We start from the raw sequence: 15543 nt of genomic DNA, 5'->3' as shown, positions 1-15543 counted from the left end.
GCACGCAAATTCCGTCTCGTGTCACGCACACTCACCGTTGCGAGACGAAAGGTTACTGGGCTCGGCCCTCCGGGGCGCCCGCGGGGGAGGCTCAGGCGGAGCGGCGGGCCCGACGCCGCCCGGCCAGCTCGTCCCCCGGTTCGGGGGCGACGATCACGCTCTCCCGCGGCAGCTCGGCGAGGCTGCCCTCGACCTCGCGCCACACGCGGCCGACGGCGATCCCGAAGACGCCCTGGCCGCCCTGGACCAGGTCGACGACCTCGTCCGCCGAGGTGCACTCGTAGACCGAGGCGCCGTCGCTCATCAGGGTGATCTGGGCGAGGTCGTCCACGCCGCGCTCGCGCAGGTGGCCCACGGCGGTGCGGATCTGCTGCAGGGACACGCCCGTGTCCAGGAGGCGCTTGACCACCTTGAGCACGAGGATGTCGCGGAACGAGTAGAGGCGCTGGGAGCCGGAGCCGGCGGCGCCGCGGACCGTGGGGACCACGAGGTCGGTGCGCGCCCAGTAGTCGAGCTGGCGGTAGGTGATGCCGGCGGCCTTGCACGCGGTGGGGCCGCGGAAGCCGACGTCGTCGCCCGGGGTCACGTCCTCGTCGAAGAGGGTGCCCTGCGCGCCGAGCGCGGGGGGCCGGCCGGAACCTGCGGTGGGTGTCACGGGGAACCTCCTGGTGCGGGGTCCCCGGTGCGGGAAGGAAGGGGACGGGCCCCGCCGCATGCCGCCGGTGACCGTGGCGGCGCTCCCCGGTGACCGTGTGGAGGACGACGAGGACGTCCCGGACATGCGGGACCCTCTGCTGACGAAGGTACGCCGGGCCCGCGGGGCGGTCAACGAACCCGGCGGTCGGCGGTCGGCCGTGTCGCGGCCGGACGGCTCAGGCGAAGTCCTCGGGGCGGACCGAGTCCAGGAAGTCCCGGAAGTCCTCCACGGTGCGCTCCTGGCCGTCCTCCTCCCCCGAGCGGGCGGACATCCCGGCCTCGGCCAGCACCGCGGGGCTGGCGAGCACGGGGGCGTCGGCGCGCAGGGCCAGCACCACGGCGTCCGAGGCGCGGGCGTCCACGCGCGCGCCGGTGGAGAGCTCGAGCTCGCCGTGGACGACGTCGTTCCGGACCTCCGTGAGCCGCACGCGGACCACCTCGGCGCCCAGGGCGGCCACGGTGGAGAGCAGCAGCTCGTGCGTGAGGGGCCGGGGCGCGCTGACGCCCTCGAGGGCGAGCGCGGCGGCGGCCGCCTCCGGGGCCCCCACCCACAGGGGCACCATGATGCGCCCGGGCGGGTCCACGAGCAGGATCACGTGGTGCTGCTCCGGCAGCTCCACGCGCACGCCCAGCACGGACATCGGGACGTCGCCGGCCTCCGGCACGTCCTCGGGGCGGGGCTCAGTCATCCCACTGCTCCGTCATCCCACTGCTCCAGGCCCTCGGCCACGAGGGCGGAGTGCAGCCGCAGGCTCGCCTGGGCGATTTCCTGGGCCGAGCGGGCCACCCGGGGCCGCGTGTCGGCGTCGCGGCGGGCCTGCAGCGGCGCGACGGCGCGCTCCACGAGGCCGAGCTCGCGGTCCGCGGCGGCCCGGAAGGGGCGCAGGTGGCGCGGCTCCAGGCCGTGGCCGGCGAGCACGACGGCGGCGCGGGCCACCTCCATGGCGTGCGACGAGTAGGCGCCGTCCTCGTCCGCCGGCAACAGGGAGTACTGGTCCAGCTCGGCCAGCAGCTCCTCCCCCGCGCCCGACTCCTCGGCCAGCTCGGACCGGGTCCAGCCGCGCCGTCCGGCGGCGACCTCGCGCCCCAGGCGCGAGGCGTCCGAGGCGCCCGGGGCCACGACGCCGCCGGGCAGGTCCGCCGGGACCTCGCCGCGGTCCAGGGCGGCGAGCTGGGCGGCGATCACCTTCAGCGGCAGGAAGTGGTCGCGCTGCACGGTGAGCACGAACCGCAGCCGGTCCACGTCCTCGGGGCGGTAGCGGCGGTACCCGGCCGGAGTGCGCTCGGGCAGCACGAGGCCACGGTCCTCGAGGAAGCGCACCTTCGAGGCGCTCACGCCGGGGAAGTCCGACTCGAGGGCGGCCACGACCTCACCGATGCCCAGCCGGCCCGAAGGGCGGGTCCGGGGGCCGGCGTCGGCGTGCTGCGGCTCGGTCACGGCGTCGACGGCTCAGCCCCGCTGGGTGCTGGTGAAGTACGTGAGCCGGTACTTGCCGATCTGCACGTGCATGCCCGAGCGCAGCAGGACGTCGTCCACGCGGTCGTGGTTCACGAAGGTCCCGTTGAGGGAGTTCATGTCCACGAGGCGGTGGCCGCCGGCCTCGGCGCGGAACTCCGCGTGGCGGCGGGAGACGGTGACGTCGTCGAGGAAGATGTCCGCGTCCGGGTGCCGGCCGACGGTGACCACGTCCTGGTCCAGCAGGAAGCGGGCGGCCTTCTCGGGCCCGCCGTCCGCCAGCAGGAGCGCCGAGCCGGCCGGGAGGGCACGGATGGCGTCCGACTCCTCGGCGGAGAGGTCGGCGGCGACCAGCGGGGCCAGCTCGGTGAGGTTGATGGAGGAGGTGGAGAGGTCCGGTTCGCGTCCGGGCTGGTTCATGGGTGGCTCCTGTGCGTGGGCCGGCGCCGTGGTCGCCGGCCGGAGGGAGGGTCGGAGGGTACGCCGACGCCCCGCCGGTCACGCGGCGGGGCGAGGGCGACGAGGGGTCAGCTCGTGTGCGAGGCGTAGCCCTCGGCGTCCAGCAGGCCCTCGAGCTGGGCCTCGTCCGCGAGGGTGACCTCGAACAGCCAGCCGCCCTCGTAGGGCGCCGAGTTGACCAGGCCGGGCTCGCCGTCCAGGTCCTCGTTGACGGCGGCCACGGTGCCGGTCACCGGGGCATAGATGTCCGAGACGGACTTGGTGGACTCGACCTCGCCCACCGCGGTGCCCGCGGTGACCTCGGAGCCGACCTCGGGCAGGTCCACGTAGACCACGTCGCCCAGTGCGTCCTGCGCGAAGTCGGTGATGCCGATGCGGACGGTGCCGGCCTGCCCGGCCTCGGCGATCCACTCGTGCTCGGCGGAGTACTTCAGTCCTTCGGGGATGGAGCTCATCGGGTTCGCGTCCTTCGTTCGGTCGGGTGGAGTGTCGTCGTCTCGCAGACTACCGAGCGGCGCGTGATTCGCGCCACCGACACGGTCACAGGACGCCGCGCATGCCGCGGCGCACCGGCTTGGCGATGGCCAGCATGAGCAGGCCCACGCCCACGGTGACGGCGCCGATCACGCCGAAGTAGCCGACCTCGTTCTCCTCGGAGTACGAGCCGGCCAGCGAGCCCGCGAGCGCGGTGCCCAGGGCCACCGAGAGGTTGTAGAGCGAGACCATCATCACGGGGAACGAGCGCGGCGCCACCTTCGTGGACAGCGACAGGCCCACCGGGGAGACGAGCAGCTCGCCCATGGTGCAGACGAAGAGGATCAGCGCGAGCCACAGCAGCGGCACGGCGAGCACGTCCGCCACCGGGATGAACAGCAGGAACGCGAGGCCGATCAGCACGATGCCGATGCCGAACTTCACGGGCGTGCCGGGCTGGCGCGGGCCGAGCTTCGTCCACAGCGCCGCGAACACCGGCGCGAAGGCGATGATGAAGATCGGGTTGATGGAGTTGACCCACTCCATGGGCATCTCCCAGCCGAAGAGGTTCCGGTCGAGGCGGTTCTCGGAGTACAGCGCGATCACGGTGAACTGCTGCTGGAACAGGGCGAAGAACACGGCGGTGCCGATAAACAGCGGGATGAACGCCTTGACGCGGGAGCGCTCCTCCTCGGTGACCTTCTTGGAGGTCAGCAGCACGGCGAAGATGCCGATGGCGGCGACGGCGGCCAGCACCACGACGGCGTCGGCCAGGTTGGCCACGGTGACGATGCCGGTGAGGAACAGGACGACGCCGACGGCGACGGCGGCGAGCGCGATGAGGACCCAGCGGCCGTACTGCGAGCGCGGCAGTGGGTTCGGGATCCGGTGCACGTCCGAGGGCAGGTTCTTGCGGGTCAGGGCGTACTGGACCAGGCCGATGGCCATGCCGACGGCGGCGAGGCCGAAGCCGAAGTGGAAGCCCCAGCTGTCGCGGGCGAGGCCGGTGAGCAGCGGGCCGAAGAGGGCGCCGATGTTCACGCCCATGTAGAAGATGGAGAAGCCGGCGTCGCGCTTGGGGTCCTGCTGCGAGTACAGCGCGCCCACGAGGTTGGCGGCGTTGGCCTTGAGGCCGCCCGAGCCGACGGCCACCAGGATCAGGCCGAGGGCCAGGCCCGGGATGCCCGGGACCAGGGCGAGCGCGATGTGGCCGAGCATGATGGTCACGGCGCTGTAGAACATGGTGCGCTCGGAGCCGAGCAGGCGGTCGGCGATCCAGCCGCCGAGGATGCAGAACACGTACACCATGCCGCCGTAGGCGCCCACGATGCCGGTGGCCACGGCGACGTCGATGCCCAGGCCGCCCTCCGCGAGCGTCCAGGACATGTAGTACACGAGCATGGCCTGCATGCCGTAGAAGGAGAAGCGCTCCCACATCTCCACGGAGAAGAGGTTCGCCAGGGGGCCGGGCTGGCCGAGGAAGGGGCGGCCGTGCCAGTCGGGCGCGGCGGCGGGGTCGGGCGCGGCGGCGGTGGGCGCGGCCACGCGGGCGGACGGTTCGACGGTGGGCTCGTGGCCCGTGGGGGGATTCTGTGGGGTGTGCACCGGCCCACTGTCCTCCCCTGTCGGAGGTCGATCAAATCCGCCGACGGCGATTCGGCTCTGCGCGAGGGCGGCGCCCCGGGCCGACGACGGCCGGTCCGGGGCGCCGTCGTCGTCAGCGGGAGGCGAGCGCGTAGGCGGCGCAGCCCTGGATCTCCATGGCCGCCATGAGGCGCTCCACGGAGATGTTCTCCTTCACCGTGTCGTCCGAGGAGTGGTACTCGGGCTCGAGGATGAAGCCGTCGCGGTGCAGCCAGCCGAAGTTGCCGCTGGGCACGCCGATCTCGCTGAAGGACTGGTGGTCGGAGCGGCCCATGGTGAACAGGTCGGACATGGAGGTGCGGTAGCCCAGCCGCTCCCCCGCCGCGTAGACGGCGCGGTTGACGTCGTTGGCCTCGCCGCGCAGGTCCAGGAGCCAGTACTTCTCGGCGGGGTCCCAGCTGGTGGCGATCATGCCATTGTTGAAGACGCCGCGCAGGCGGGAGCGCTCGTCGGCCGGCATGGCCTGGGCGTGGATCCGCGAGCCGACGAGGCCGACCTCCTCCGAGCCCCAGAAGCCGAAGGACAGGTCCGCGGCGGTGGGCGCGTTGCGCATCACGCGTGCGAGCTCGAGGCAGGCCGCCGTGCCGGAGGCGTTGTCGTTGGCGCCGCTCGAGCCGATCACGGAGTCGTAGTGGGCGCCGAGCATGACCCGCTCGCGGCCGCCCTCGCCCGGGCCCTTGCGGCCGGCGCGGGTGCCCACGATGTTGGCGCTGCGGGTGCCCCGGTGCTCCACGGTGCTGACGGTGAGGCGCAGCGGGCCCGCGGCGAGCACGTCGAGCAGCGCGTGCTTCTGCACCTGCGAGACGCCGACCACGGGGATGTCCAGGCTCGCCCGCGTGAGCACGGGGGCGAAGGCCGAGGCCTGCCCGGGCGGGTTCGAGTCCCGGCGGGTGGCGATGACGGCGACGGCGCCGCGCGCCTGGGCTGCCACGGCCAGCGGGGTGATGTCCTCGGACGCCGTGACGACGCGCATCAGGACCATGCCCGTGAGTTCCGCGGGCAGGTCCGCGACGGAGCCGCTCGGCGCGAGGACCACGCGGCCGGCCACGGTGACGTCCTGCGCCGCCGCGGCGGCGGAGCCCACGCCCCAGCTCCAGCGGCCGTCCAGCTCCGGCGCCTCGAGCAGGCCCACCCGGCGGTCCGGGACGTCGAACCACTCGAGGTCCACGTCGTAGCCGTAGCCCTCGAGCTGCGCGGCGATGTAGTCCGCGGCGCGGTGCTCGGCCGGGGTGCCGGTGTAGCGCTGGCCGATCTCCTCCGTGAGGAGGGTGAGGTGGTCGACCGCGCGGGCGGGGCGGATCTGGTTGATGATCTACCGGTCCTGGCCGGTCAGGCGCGGGGCGCGGGCGGCGCCCGGGCGGACGTCGTCGAGGCCCCAGGCGGGCATCGCGAACGCGCCCGCCGCGCCGGCGGCACCGGTGAGGGCGAGGAACGAGCGGCGGGAGAGGGAGGAGGTGGACATGGCGCTCCTGGTGATGACGGGACAAGGTGCGGTCGGCGCCACGCAGTGTGACGCAGGTCGCACCCAACGCGACGTCCGTCGCCGCAGGGCGACGGGGGCACGGGCCCCGGCGCGCCGCCCCGAGGCTTCGCCGCGGAGGATCCGCGAGAAGGAGGCCCGCGCCGGGAGCCCGGAGGCCCTGCGGACTAGGGTGGAACCGTGACCGCCGACGACGACATCCTCCGTGCCCGCGGCCTGATCCGGGTGGTCCACGACCACCCCGAGCCGGGCATCGCCTTCCAGGACATCACCCCCCTGCTGGCCGACGCGCGGGCCCTGCGCGCGTGCGTGGAGGCGATGGTGGCCCCGTTCGCCGGGCGGTTCGACGTGGTGGCCGGCCTCGAGGCGCGCGGGTTCCTGCTGGCCGGGGCCGCGGCGGTCCTCACCGGCAGCGGGCTGATCCCGCTGCGCAAGGCGGGGCGGCTGCCGGCGCCGGCCGCACGCGCCGACTACGTGCTCGAGTACGGCCAGGCGAGCATCGAGGTGTCCGAGGACCTGGGCGCCGGCGACCGCGTGCTGGTCGTCGACGACGTCCTCGCCACCGGCGGCACCCTCGCCGCCGCCCACCGGCTGGTGGCCGCGCGCGGGGCGAGCGTCGCCGGCTCGGCGTGCCTGCTCGAGCTCGACGGCCTCGGCGGTCGGGACGTGGTCCCGGACGTGCACACGCTGATCGGCGTATGACGAGGGGGCGGGACTCCCCGTCGACGAGCGGCCCGCCGTGCCGCCGTCGTCGCCCCCGGGCGCCGCCTCTCCCCCATGCCGGCCCTGCCTTCACACGCCCACTTCCCACCGAGCTGACCTGCAAACGGCCGGGATGAGGGCGATTCCGCGGCCTATGACGGCCGTCTACAGGACAGCTCGCCGAGATCACGGGCCTCCGGAAACGCGAAAGTCCCGGTGAGAATCAGATTCTCACCGGGACTTTCCTCGGTCGGGCTGACAGGATTTGAACCTGCGACCCCTTGACCCCCAGGCGTCCAGACGGCTTCGCCAGAGCCAAAATCCGCATGATTCCGGGGCTCAAATCATGCAGAGCACGTCACAAGATGCATGTTTGGCATGGCTCTGGTCCCCTTCTGATCCCCCTCGGGGCCGAGACAGTGCCGACGAACTAGCCTGCTCGCCAGCGACGCTCGGAGAATAGTTGTCGTAGAGCCACGATCTCGCGTGCGGCGAACGCAGGCAGCTCAAGCTGCTCCACGTCAACATTCTCGATCCAAGCTGTGCATTGCGCAGGAGAGAGCGAGGGCTCCAGGACAAACTCCGCAATCGCGCGAGTAGTAGCCCTTGACAACCCAACCGAGATGAAGGACATGTCGGTTGGCCGTGGCACTCCCAGTTCAAGCATCATCTCGATATCGACGGCATCCGCATCGATCTGCCGACCAAGTTCTCCCGCCGCTTGCGCCACGACGTCGGCGTAGCAGGAAAGGTACCTTGGCGCCTCAAAACGCGCGATGTCCTCGACGTCCGCCATCACCTTGCGGATCAGGCCGGGATAGGAGACTTCTTGGCCTTGATCGCGTCGCCACCTCGCGCGGTTGTCGATAATGACGCTGAGAGGCACTCCTCTCATCCAGTGAACGATGAGGCGCGCAAGCGACAGGCGACGAGACTCGGGCTCGAACGATCCGCCCAGGTACTCAGCAACATAGTCCAGCGCGATCTTGTACTCATCAAAAGCGTCATCGCTAGTTGGAGGAACGAGAGCAAGTTCCTCCGGGTGACCGTTCGCCAAGACGGCGTCCAAGAGGCGCTGCATCGACATCGGACTGATGCCTGCATGCTTCTTCACGAGGTCTGAGCGAAGCCGGAGAGTTGGCGTAACGCGCCCAAGTGCCTCAGCAATCCGGTCGGTCTCTTCCGCCCTGAAGGCGACACCATGAAGTCCAACCAGATTCCCGTCAGATATGAAACGACCAGCAAGCCAGTTGAAGGCTGATTCGAGCTCCGGAGGCGTCTCGCGATCAGCTTTTTGTGCGCCACGATCGATGTAGTCGATCACGCTAGCTACGTTGGACAGCGTCGTAGTCGCCGCAGGCACGATCGATGACCGCTCTCGCCTGCCGGGCTTCTCAGGCCAGGCCTTCGAATCTGATGTATCGACGCAGAATATATTCCCCTGGAACTCAGTGCCCCATCTACCAGCTCTTCCGGCCAGGTTCCAGAAGTCTGGCATGGGCATATGCATCCTGGGCCCCTTGTGCGGAGCACGTAGGAAGAGGTTCCGGCACGGCAGATTCACTCCCTCAAGAAGGGTGGAAGTGCATACCAGGTATCTGAGTTCTCCTCGCTTGAACAACTCCTCTACCTTCGCCTTGAGCACAAGAGGCATATCACCGTAGTGGAAGGCGACACCCCGCCTGGCGAACTCGGCGAGTTGAAACCTCTCGTGCACGACGCCTTTGGAGAAGTCGACCAATTCTTGGATCGCATCCGACTCTATCGCGAGGCCTTCACCCAGAGCATCAAATATGGTTCTAGCAAACTTCTCCGCTTCAGCTGGTCCGTTCGCAAAGACAAGGTTCCCAGTGGAGTCGCCCCCAATCGCGGCAGCGATGAGAGGAACTTTCTGCCCAACGCCATCTGGAGCAAGGGGTAGCTCTATTTGACCAACCTCCCGCTCCTCACCCTCGTACACGAGCGAGAGCGCATAGCGGCGCGGCTTCCGACGGACCTGGTTGACGAAGACAAGGTTCTGATTCACCGTCACCGTCTCGCCGACAAGCGCGGCCTTTCGCTCCTGTGAGGATGCGGGATCCAGGAGTACCCCGGGGTTTGCTGACAAGGGACTTGCGAACACTAACCGAACAGTTGGGTCCCGACGAAGGGCTTCGTCAAGCACCTGCGTTAGCAGTATCCCGCGAGTTCCATCGGCAATCTTCTGCGCTTCGTCTACAAAGATCACCGATGGTGCAAACTGCGGCAACCGCTGATGCAGCAGGTGAAGACGCTCTTGCGTGAGGACGAATACCTGTCGTTCGAAGCCAGGAATTTCAGGGTCCCACGGGAGGGTATGAACCCCCACGCTGTCATCCAGTTTGGATCGGAAGACTTCGCTAACCTCCTCAACCAGGGCTCTGGTGGGTGCTATGTACACAAGTCGCGCAGGCGTCGATCCTCGCAGTTCGGAGAACATCCACTCGCGGATGATGTACGACTTACCTGCGGATGTCGGCGCAGATACACTCACCCAGTCATTGGCGGAAGCGAGCTCCCAGAACGCCTTTTGAAAGGGATTGACGTCGATAACGTCGCCGCTCGGCAGCGTTACCGTCAGTTCGGCGCGACGGCCAAGCGCATCAAGGACAAGTGTCGACGAGTTTGCTTCGATCGACGCCAGGATGCTTTCGTCACGGTCTCGCGCCAGAGCGATTGCTGGCTGATTCCCCACACGATCTAGTAGAAGAATGGCCGCGGCCCGCTGCTCGTCTGTACTTTGGCGCGACCGAAGGCAGCCTTGCGCAACACGCAGCACGGCATCCTGAGCAACCTCATTCACCTCAGGCGTTAGGGCGCTCGCACACACCAAGAGAAAGGCCCAGTCAGGCTCGCGTGTAGGAGACGCGGAGTCGTCCAGCAAAGGCACATCCGCCTGCACCGAACTGACCGCTATTTCCTCAAGTCCAGCTCGGAACCGGCTCAGGGCGAGCACACGGTCAGACAACTGGCTCACGACTTGACCTCGATCCGGAGTTCAGCCTTGATCGCCTTTCGAAATTCCTCGACGGACGGCATTGGAAAGAAGAACACCTCAATAGCGTGTTTAGTCAGGGAACGATTCTCAAGGCGCGTCTTTGTGGATTTTGCCCAGCTACTGAGGACTTCGTCCAGTTCAGCCTTCACGGACGCTTCTTCACGAGGAAGACTTGGATAGTTCTCATGCAGGAAGCCAATAAGACAGGCGCCACGCATCTCGACATTCGCAGAAAGGATCGATTTGTCGTTGAAGTACTCGAGCAGGCGGGCCGTCACCTCCGCGTTTCCAGCGTCGACGTAGTGTCTGATCAGGAAAACGTCCTGCTCGTGAGCGGTACCAGTCAAATACGGCTCGATGCTGTCCATGCAATCCGTCATTGCTTTAGCAACCGACTCATAGAGTTTTGCTTCACCCCAATAAACAGCTAGATCCCCGTTATCAAGGAGCTTCGCATGGACTCCGTCAGCGCCGTGGTACTGCATCTCGGTACTCGTCTTTAGAGACATCTTGCTAAGGACCTGCGGTATCTGGAGTCCTTTCTCAAGCAACGCGTATAGAAGTAGTTCTGCACCCTCCCCGGTCTTGACCTGGGTTTGAGTGAACAGGCGTGCCGCATCGTTAGCTAGGCGAGTAATCTCCGGAATCTGCCGATCTGGAGATAGTAGTCCAACCTTCTCAATTTCCGTCCGAGGGATGCAGTAGTTGACGATCTGATTCGCAAGCTGCTGCGCCAGCGTCTTGAGGCGAGGGTTCCCCAGAGGGTCACTTCGGAGAAAGTGGCAGCGGACAATCGAACGCGTGCCTTCAACAGCGATCGGTTCGCCGTAAGTGACTAACGAACTCTCTACTTCATCCCAGCCACCCCGCACGAGCCGCTGAACCGCTTCGATCAACGGCACTTGTTCGTCAACGGCAGTCTGAGCCGCCTCGCTAGTCATGCGGTCAAGCCGATCTTGCTCCGGGCGGACGACGCGACGACCCGCGGTCCAACGCCCCAAGACTCGTGTTGGTTCATCATCGACCTCCTCAGCTGAGGGTCGAGTGGACCGACGACCCGGGTCAGACTGTCATGTCGCCCATCTTGCCGTATCGCCATGGCCGAGAGGCCGCGACACGGCGACGCGGACAGCCATGTTGCTGAGGAGCCGCAGTTCGGGTGCCGCCGCTCACAATCGGGGCTACCGTGGCGACCTCACAGACTCTGACGTGTGGTGCGGGCGGCCGCACCGATGGTGGACGAGGAGCACGACGCTGACCGGTCCGATCCAGATGAGCTTGAGGGCGTTCCAGACGAGCAGCAGGACCAGCAGGTAAAGCCAGCCGGGGTCGCCGTCATTGATGATCGTGGTGCAGATCGCGGCGGCGTAGAGGTAGGGCACGGCCAGGAGCATCGCGGGGATGCCCCACTTGAGGCCGCGTCTGGTGCGGATGGTGTTGATGAGCAGGTTGGCGGGTGCGTAGCGGAGTACGCCGTAGTCTCGCGCGCTGAGCGCGACCGATGTGCGAAGCATCGCGGGTCTCACTTTCCTCGTCATAGCGCGACGGTGTTCCGTCGTGGAGGCGGCTATGAACCGAGTGCCCTCGAAGGGGCTGTCCCGTAGGACCCGCGTAGCTGGAGAACCTGCCTCGTAGTCCAGTCTACGACCGTGGTCTGACAGAGGTAGCCCGTCGTCGGTGGGCGGTGTGTACCTCGTCGGTGACCTTGGAGCGAGAGGACACCGAATCATGGGGACGCTGGCGGAGCAGATGCAGGGTGAGCGGATGGCGCGGGTCGCGTTGTCGATGATCGCCGAGCCGAACGACGCCGCCAGCGGCCGCGTCCTCGCCCACGTCGGCGGGATCGAGACGCTGCGGCTGGTCGAGTCCGACGATCCGGTGCTCGGTCTTGCCCGCGCGGATGCGCTGATGTGGCGCGAACGCCTCGCTGCTCGGGTCACACCCGACTTGCCCGACCGGGTGGCCGAGACGCAAGGCGGAGAGTTCGGCACTCTCATCCCGGCGGACAAGGAATGGCCCGCCGGTCTGGATGATCTGGGTTAGCGTGCTCCGTACCTGTTGTGGATGCGCGGGGCGACCTCGTTCCTGGCGGCGGCGCTGAGCGATCGCGTCACGGTCACCGGCTCCCGCGCCTCAACGTCATACGGGGAGCACGTCACCGGCGACCTGGCGACGGGGATGGCAGACGAGGAACGCATCGTTGTCGCCGGCGGCGCCTACGGGATCGAAGGAGCCGCGCATCGCGCCGTGCTCGCAGCCGGCGGGCAGACGGTCGCGGTGCTCGCGGGCGGTCTGGACCGTCCCTACCCTGCGGGGCACAGCGACCTGCTGCGTCAGGGACTGCTGCACCGAGAGGTGACAGGTGGGGTCTTATGCCGCGATGACGCACTCGGGCCGCATCGTGTGGAGCCCGCAGGATCGTCTCGTGGAGCGATGGGTCTGGGCTGCCCCCGTTTCGTAGGTCCAGTCGTTATGAGAGTCGTCCTGTTGCCCGCGGTCTCGGGCAGGGAGACTGGTCAGATCATGACGAACAGCAGGAAGCGTCACACCCCGGAGCAGGTCGTCCGTAAGCTCGGGCAGGCCGACAGGATGCTCGCCGATGGTCAGGACGTCGCGGCGGTGTGCCGGGAGCTCGGGGTGTCCGAGCAGACGTACTACCGGTGGCGGAACCAGTACGGCGGCCTCAAGGCCGACGACGCAAAGCGCCTGAAGGAGCTGGAGAAGCAGAACGCGACCCTGAAGCGTCTGCTCGCGGAAGCGGAGCTGGAGAAGGCCGCGCTCAAGGAGCTGGCTGAGGGAAACTTCTAAGCCCGGACAGGCGCCGCGCCGCCGTCGATCACCTCAAGCGCAAGTTGCGGGTGAGCGAACGGATGGCGTGCCGTCTGGTCGGGCTGAGCCGCTCCGCGTACCGGCGACCGCTCAAGGGCGACACGGTCGCGGACCCGGATCGGGCGCTCAGGCAGTGGCTGCGCGCCTGGGCGAAGGACCATCCCCGCTACGGGTATCGGCGGGCGTATCACGACGCCCGCGCCGAGGGGTGGGTGGTGAACCACAAGAAGATCCAACGCCTGTGGCGTGACGAAGGGCTCCGGGTCCCGCAGCGGCGTCGACGCAAGCGCGTCGGGTCCTCGACCGTCGACGCGCCGACGGCGGACGCGCCGAACGTGGTGTGGGCGGTGGACTTCCAGTTCGACGCCGACGAGCACGGACGACCGATCAAGATCTGCTCGATCGTCGACGAACACACCCGGGAGTGCATCGGCGACCTCGTGGAGCGCTCGATTACCGCCGACCGACTCACCGCCCACCTCGAGGACCTCGTCGCCGCCCGGGGCGCCCCGGCGGTGCTCAGGTCGGACAACGGGCCGGAGTTCATCAGCGAGGCGATGGCCGACTGGGCCGGCACCCGCACCGGCCTGTCCTACATCCCTCCGGGCTCGCCGTGGCGCAACGGGTACGTCGAGTCGTTCAACAGCCGGATCCGCGACGAGTGCCTCAACATCAACAGCTTCTACTCGCTGCTGCACGCACAGGTCATCATCGGCGACTGGAAGGACGAGTACAACCACCACCGCCGGCACTCCTCGCTCGGCTACCTAACCCCAGCCGAGTACGCTCGGCAGTGCACCCATCAAATGGAAACCGACGACTCACAGAACGTCCGGACCGAATGAAGGGGGCGGCTCAGGTCGGCATTGTGTTCCTCCAAGGCGAGGAAGCCGACAAGGTGTTCGACCTCATCGACGCCAAAGGTGCCGAGGCGGACATCGAGCGTCTGTCGCACTGGGACTACGGCGCTGAGACCACTGACGCGGCGATGGAGGGCGGCGATGTCCACGACTCCGCGCCTGTCTACGCGGGTGACCGGCAGGCTGAGACCGGCGTCTACGCGATGACCTACAACCCGCAGGCCGGGCACGTCGCCCACTACCGGCGACACCTGATCCGCGCCGAAGACGCCATCGACCCGCCCATCGAGGCGCACGTTCCCGCGCGACGCTCGGCTGCCGCTCGCGAGACGACCCCACGGCGGAGCGCCGTGGGTGATGGCGGCTGGTTCGAGCATCCCGGCGTCGCCGCCGTCAAGCAGTCCCGAGGGCTCTCGCTGTGAGCCGGGACGAGAAGCTGCACACCGCGGTCCTCGTCGCTCCCGCGTCGGAGCGGAGGCGGTTGGGGAAGGCCCGGAAGGAGGCGGCCGCTCGGCTTGTCTCCGAGCAGCGGCAGGCGGAGAAGGAGACGGCGCGCGCCAAGACCGAGGCCGAGCGCGCCGAGCGGCGCGCCACCGTCTACCTCCCCTCAGCAGGTGAACCGGGTCCGGCGACGCTTCGCTCTCCGGGCCGGTTCCGGCTGCCCCGGCATCAGGACACCAGTGCCGTGCTCGCCGGGCAGTACCCGTTTCTCGTGGCGGCCGGGCTGGGGTCAGCGGGCATGTTCATCGGCCAGGACCTCTACTCCGGTTCGTCGTTCGTCTACGACCCGTGGGTGCTCTACCAGCGGGGCATCATCACCGCCCCGAATCTGATCCTGGCGAGCATCGTCGACTCCGGGTAGTCCAGCCTCGCCAAGAGCCTTTACACCCGAAGCCTGCCCTTCGGATACCGCGTCTACGTCCCCGGCGACCCGAAAGGAGAGCACAGCGGCGTCGCTGAGGCCGTGGGCGGGAAGGCGATCATCCTCGGGCACGGGATGGGCAACCGCCTCAACCCGTTGGACGAGGGCTACAGGCCGGGCGGCCTCTCGGACCACGAGTGGGCGACGACCGTCGTCGCGCGGCGCCGTGATCTGCTCGGCGCGCTCACCGAGACCGTGCTGGACCGGCCGCTCGCGGCCCTCGAACACACCGCGATCGACACCGCCCTTGCTGGGGGCGGTGCGTGATGCTGAGGTGCCGAGCCTGCCGATGGTGGTCGATCGTCTGCTGCGCCCCGACCCGGCCGACGACCCGGACGGGCGGCTCACCGAGGATGGCCGGCTCGTCGGCCACGCCGTGCGCCGCCTCGTCCTTGGTGACCTCAGCGGGTTGTTCGATGGCCCCTCGACGGTGAAGTTCGATCCGTCGCTGCCGATGGTCAGCCTCGACCTGTCGCGGGTCACGGAGAACAGCACTCTGATTTCGGTGCTGATGACCTGCTCATCGGCGTGGATGGAAGCCGCGCTGCTCGACCCAAACGGCGGCCGCCGCTGGGTGATCTACGACGAAGCGTGGAGGCTCATGTCCCACCCGGCGCTGCTGCGCCGGATGGACGCGCACTGGCGGCTCGCCAGGCACTACAGGCTGACGAATCTGCTGGTGGTCCACAAGCTCACCGATTTGGAGAACGTCGGCAACCTGGGCTCAGCGAACCGGGCACTGGCGAACACCTCCTGGCGAACGCCGAGACCCGGATCGTGTACCGGCAGGAGACCGATCAGCTTGGTCCCACTGCAGCCGCGCTCGGCCTCACCGGCACCGAACAGCGCCTCCTGCCCGGCCTCGGCACCGGGCAGGGCCTCTGACGCATCAAGGACCGCTCCTTCGTCGTGCTGCACCAGCTCCACCCCGCAGAGCTGGCCGCCTTCGACACCACCGCCCGCATGACCGGTAAAGGCGGCGGCCCTGATCTCTGCTAATTGCGC

Annotated in this window: 15 protein-coding genes and 2 pseudogenes; 6 read left to right on the top strand and 11 right to left on the bottom strand. The window is 68.3% G+C overall.

What is annotated here, in order from left to right; translation table 11 throughout:
- Positions 1-91: 91 nt before the first annotated feature.
- From HDA33_RS02400 to HDA33_RS12630, 8 genes are all read right to left on the bottom strand, one after another.
- The gene (locus HDA33_RS02400) at positions 92-655 is read right to left on the bottom strand and encodes a MerR family transcriptional regulator (RefSeq protein WP_017488665.1); all 564 of its coding nucleotides are present in this window, start codon (positions 653-655) and stop codon (positions 92-94) included.
- Positions 656-872: 217 nt separating this feature from the next.
- Positions 873-1385, bottom strand: a complete 513-nt coding sequence (locus HDA33_RS02395; RefSeq protein ID WP_184170511.1) for a bifunctional nuclease family protein — start codon at positions 1383-1385, stop codon at positions 873-875.
- Complete coding sequence (gene ftsR, locus HDA33_RS02390) at positions 1382-2134, bottom strand: transcriptional regulator FtsR (protein ID WP_184170508.1); 753 nt, start codon at positions 2132-2134, stop codon at positions 1382-1384. The genes HDA33_RS02395 and ftsR overlap by 4 nt, the downstream gene beginning before the upstream one ends.
- Positions 2135-2146: 12 nt before the next feature.
- Complete coding sequence (locus HDA33_RS02385; protein WP_184170505.1) at positions 2147-2572, bottom strand: FHA domain-containing protein; 426 nt, start codon at positions 2570-2572, stop codon at positions 2147-2149.
- Between the two features lie 107 nt (positions 2573-2679).
- The gene (gcvH, locus tag HDA33_RS02380; protein WP_017488669.1) at positions 2680-3066 is read right to left on the bottom strand and encodes a glycine cleavage system protein GcvH; all 387 of its coding nucleotides are present in this window, start codon (positions 3064-3066) and stop codon (positions 2680-2682) included.
- An 85-nt stretch (positions 3067-3151) separates the two neighbouring features.
- Entirely contained in the window at positions 3152-4690 is a 1539-nt protein-coding gene (locus tag HDA33_RS02375) for an oligopeptide:H+ symporter (protein ID WP_184170502.1), read from the bottom strand.
- Positions 4691-4802: 112 nt separating this feature from the next.
- The gene (locus tag HDA33_RS12870) at positions 4803-5897 is read right to left on the bottom strand and encodes a M28 family peptidase (protein ID WP_338104228.1); all 1095 of its coding nucleotides are present in this window, start codon (positions 5895-5897) and stop codon (positions 4803-4805) included.
- A 144-nt stretch (positions 5898-6041) separates the two neighbouring features.
- Entirely contained in the window at positions 6042-6191 is a 150-nt protein-coding gene (locus HDA33_RS12630) for a twin-arginine translocation signal domain-containing protein (RefSeq protein ID WP_246416850.1), read from the bottom strand.
- A 198-nt stretch (positions 6192-6389) separates the two neighbouring features.
- On the opposite strand from HDA33_RS12630, the gene HDA33_RS02365 reads away from it, so the two are divergent.
- Positions 6390-6911 carry an adenine phosphoribosyltransferase gene (locus tag HDA33_RS02365; RefSeq protein WP_184170499.1) on the top strand — a complete coding sequence of 174 codons (522 nt, stop codon included), beginning with the start codon at positions 6390-6392 and terminating at the stop codon, positions 6909-6911.
- 430 nt (positions 6912-7341) lie between these two features.
- On the opposite strand, the gene HDA33_RS02360 is transcribed toward HDA33_RS02365, so the two are convergent.
- The 3 genes from HDA33_RS02360 to HDA33_RS02350 form a co-directional block, all read right to left on the bottom strand.
- The gene (locus tag HDA33_RS02360; RefSeq protein WP_184170496.1) at positions 7342-9906 is read right to left on the bottom strand and encodes a DEAD/DEAH box helicase; all 2565 of its coding nucleotides are present in this window, start codon (positions 9904-9906) and stop codon (positions 7342-7344) included.
- Positions 9903-10868, bottom strand: coding sequence for a HamA C-terminal domain-containing protein (locus HDA33_RS02355; protein WP_184170493.1), 966 nt, complete (start codon positions 10866-10868; stop codon positions 9903-9905). The genes HDA33_RS02360 and HDA33_RS02355 overlap by 4 nt, the downstream gene beginning before the upstream one ends.
- Before the next feature lie 240 nt (positions 10869-11108).
- Positions 11109-11441: a sulfate permease gene (locus HDA33_RS02350; protein WP_184170489.1), complete on the bottom strand. Its 333-nt coding sequence runs from the start codon at positions 11439-11441 to the stop codon at positions 11109-11111.
- A gap of 214 nt (positions 11442-11655) precedes the next feature.
- Here HDA33_RS02350 and HDA33_RS12625 point away from each other — a divergent pair, with 214 nt between their 5' ends.
- The 5 genes and pseudogenes from HDA33_RS12625 (at position 11656) to HDA33_RS02330 (ending at position 15537) form a co-directional block, all read left to right on the top strand.
- Entirely contained in the window at positions 11656-11970 is a 315-nt protein-coding gene (locus HDA33_RS12625) for a hypothetical protein (RefSeq protein WP_246416849.1), read from the top strand.
- 21 nt (positions 11971-11991) lie between these two features.
- A pseudogene (locus HDA33_RS12620) lies at positions 11992-12204 on the top strand (DNA-processing protein DprA); the annotation flags it as partial.
- 246 nt (positions 12205-12450) lie between these two features.
- Positions 12451-13601 (top strand): IS3 family transposase gene (locus HDA33_RS02340; RefSeq protein ID WP_184171058.1). Its coding sequence is split into 2 segments (ribosomal slippage): positions 12451-12721 and positions 12721-13601, totalling 1152 coding nucleotides; the frame shifts between segments, so codons are not numbered across the junction.
- Positions 13598-14038, top strand: a complete 441-nt coding sequence (locus tag HDA33_RS02335; RefSeq protein ID WP_184170486.1) for a hypothetical protein — start codon at positions 13598-13600, stop codon at positions 14036-14038. The genes HDA33_RS02340 and HDA33_RS02335 overlap by 4 nt, the downstream gene beginning before the upstream one ends.
- Positions 14035-15537, top strand: a pseudogene (locus HDA33_RS02330) (ATP-binding protein). The gene HDA33_RS02335 and the pseudogene HDA33_RS02330 overlap by 4 nt, the downstream one beginning before the upstream one ends.
- Positions 15538-15543: the final 6 nt, after the last annotated feature.

The organism is Micrococcus endophyticus (assembly GCF_014205115.1).
Lineage (GTDB): Bacteria > Actinomycetota > Actinomycetes > Actinomycetales > Micrococcaceae > Micrococcus > Micrococcus endophyticus.
This window is presented reverse-complemented; position numbering and strand designations above follow the sequence as displayed.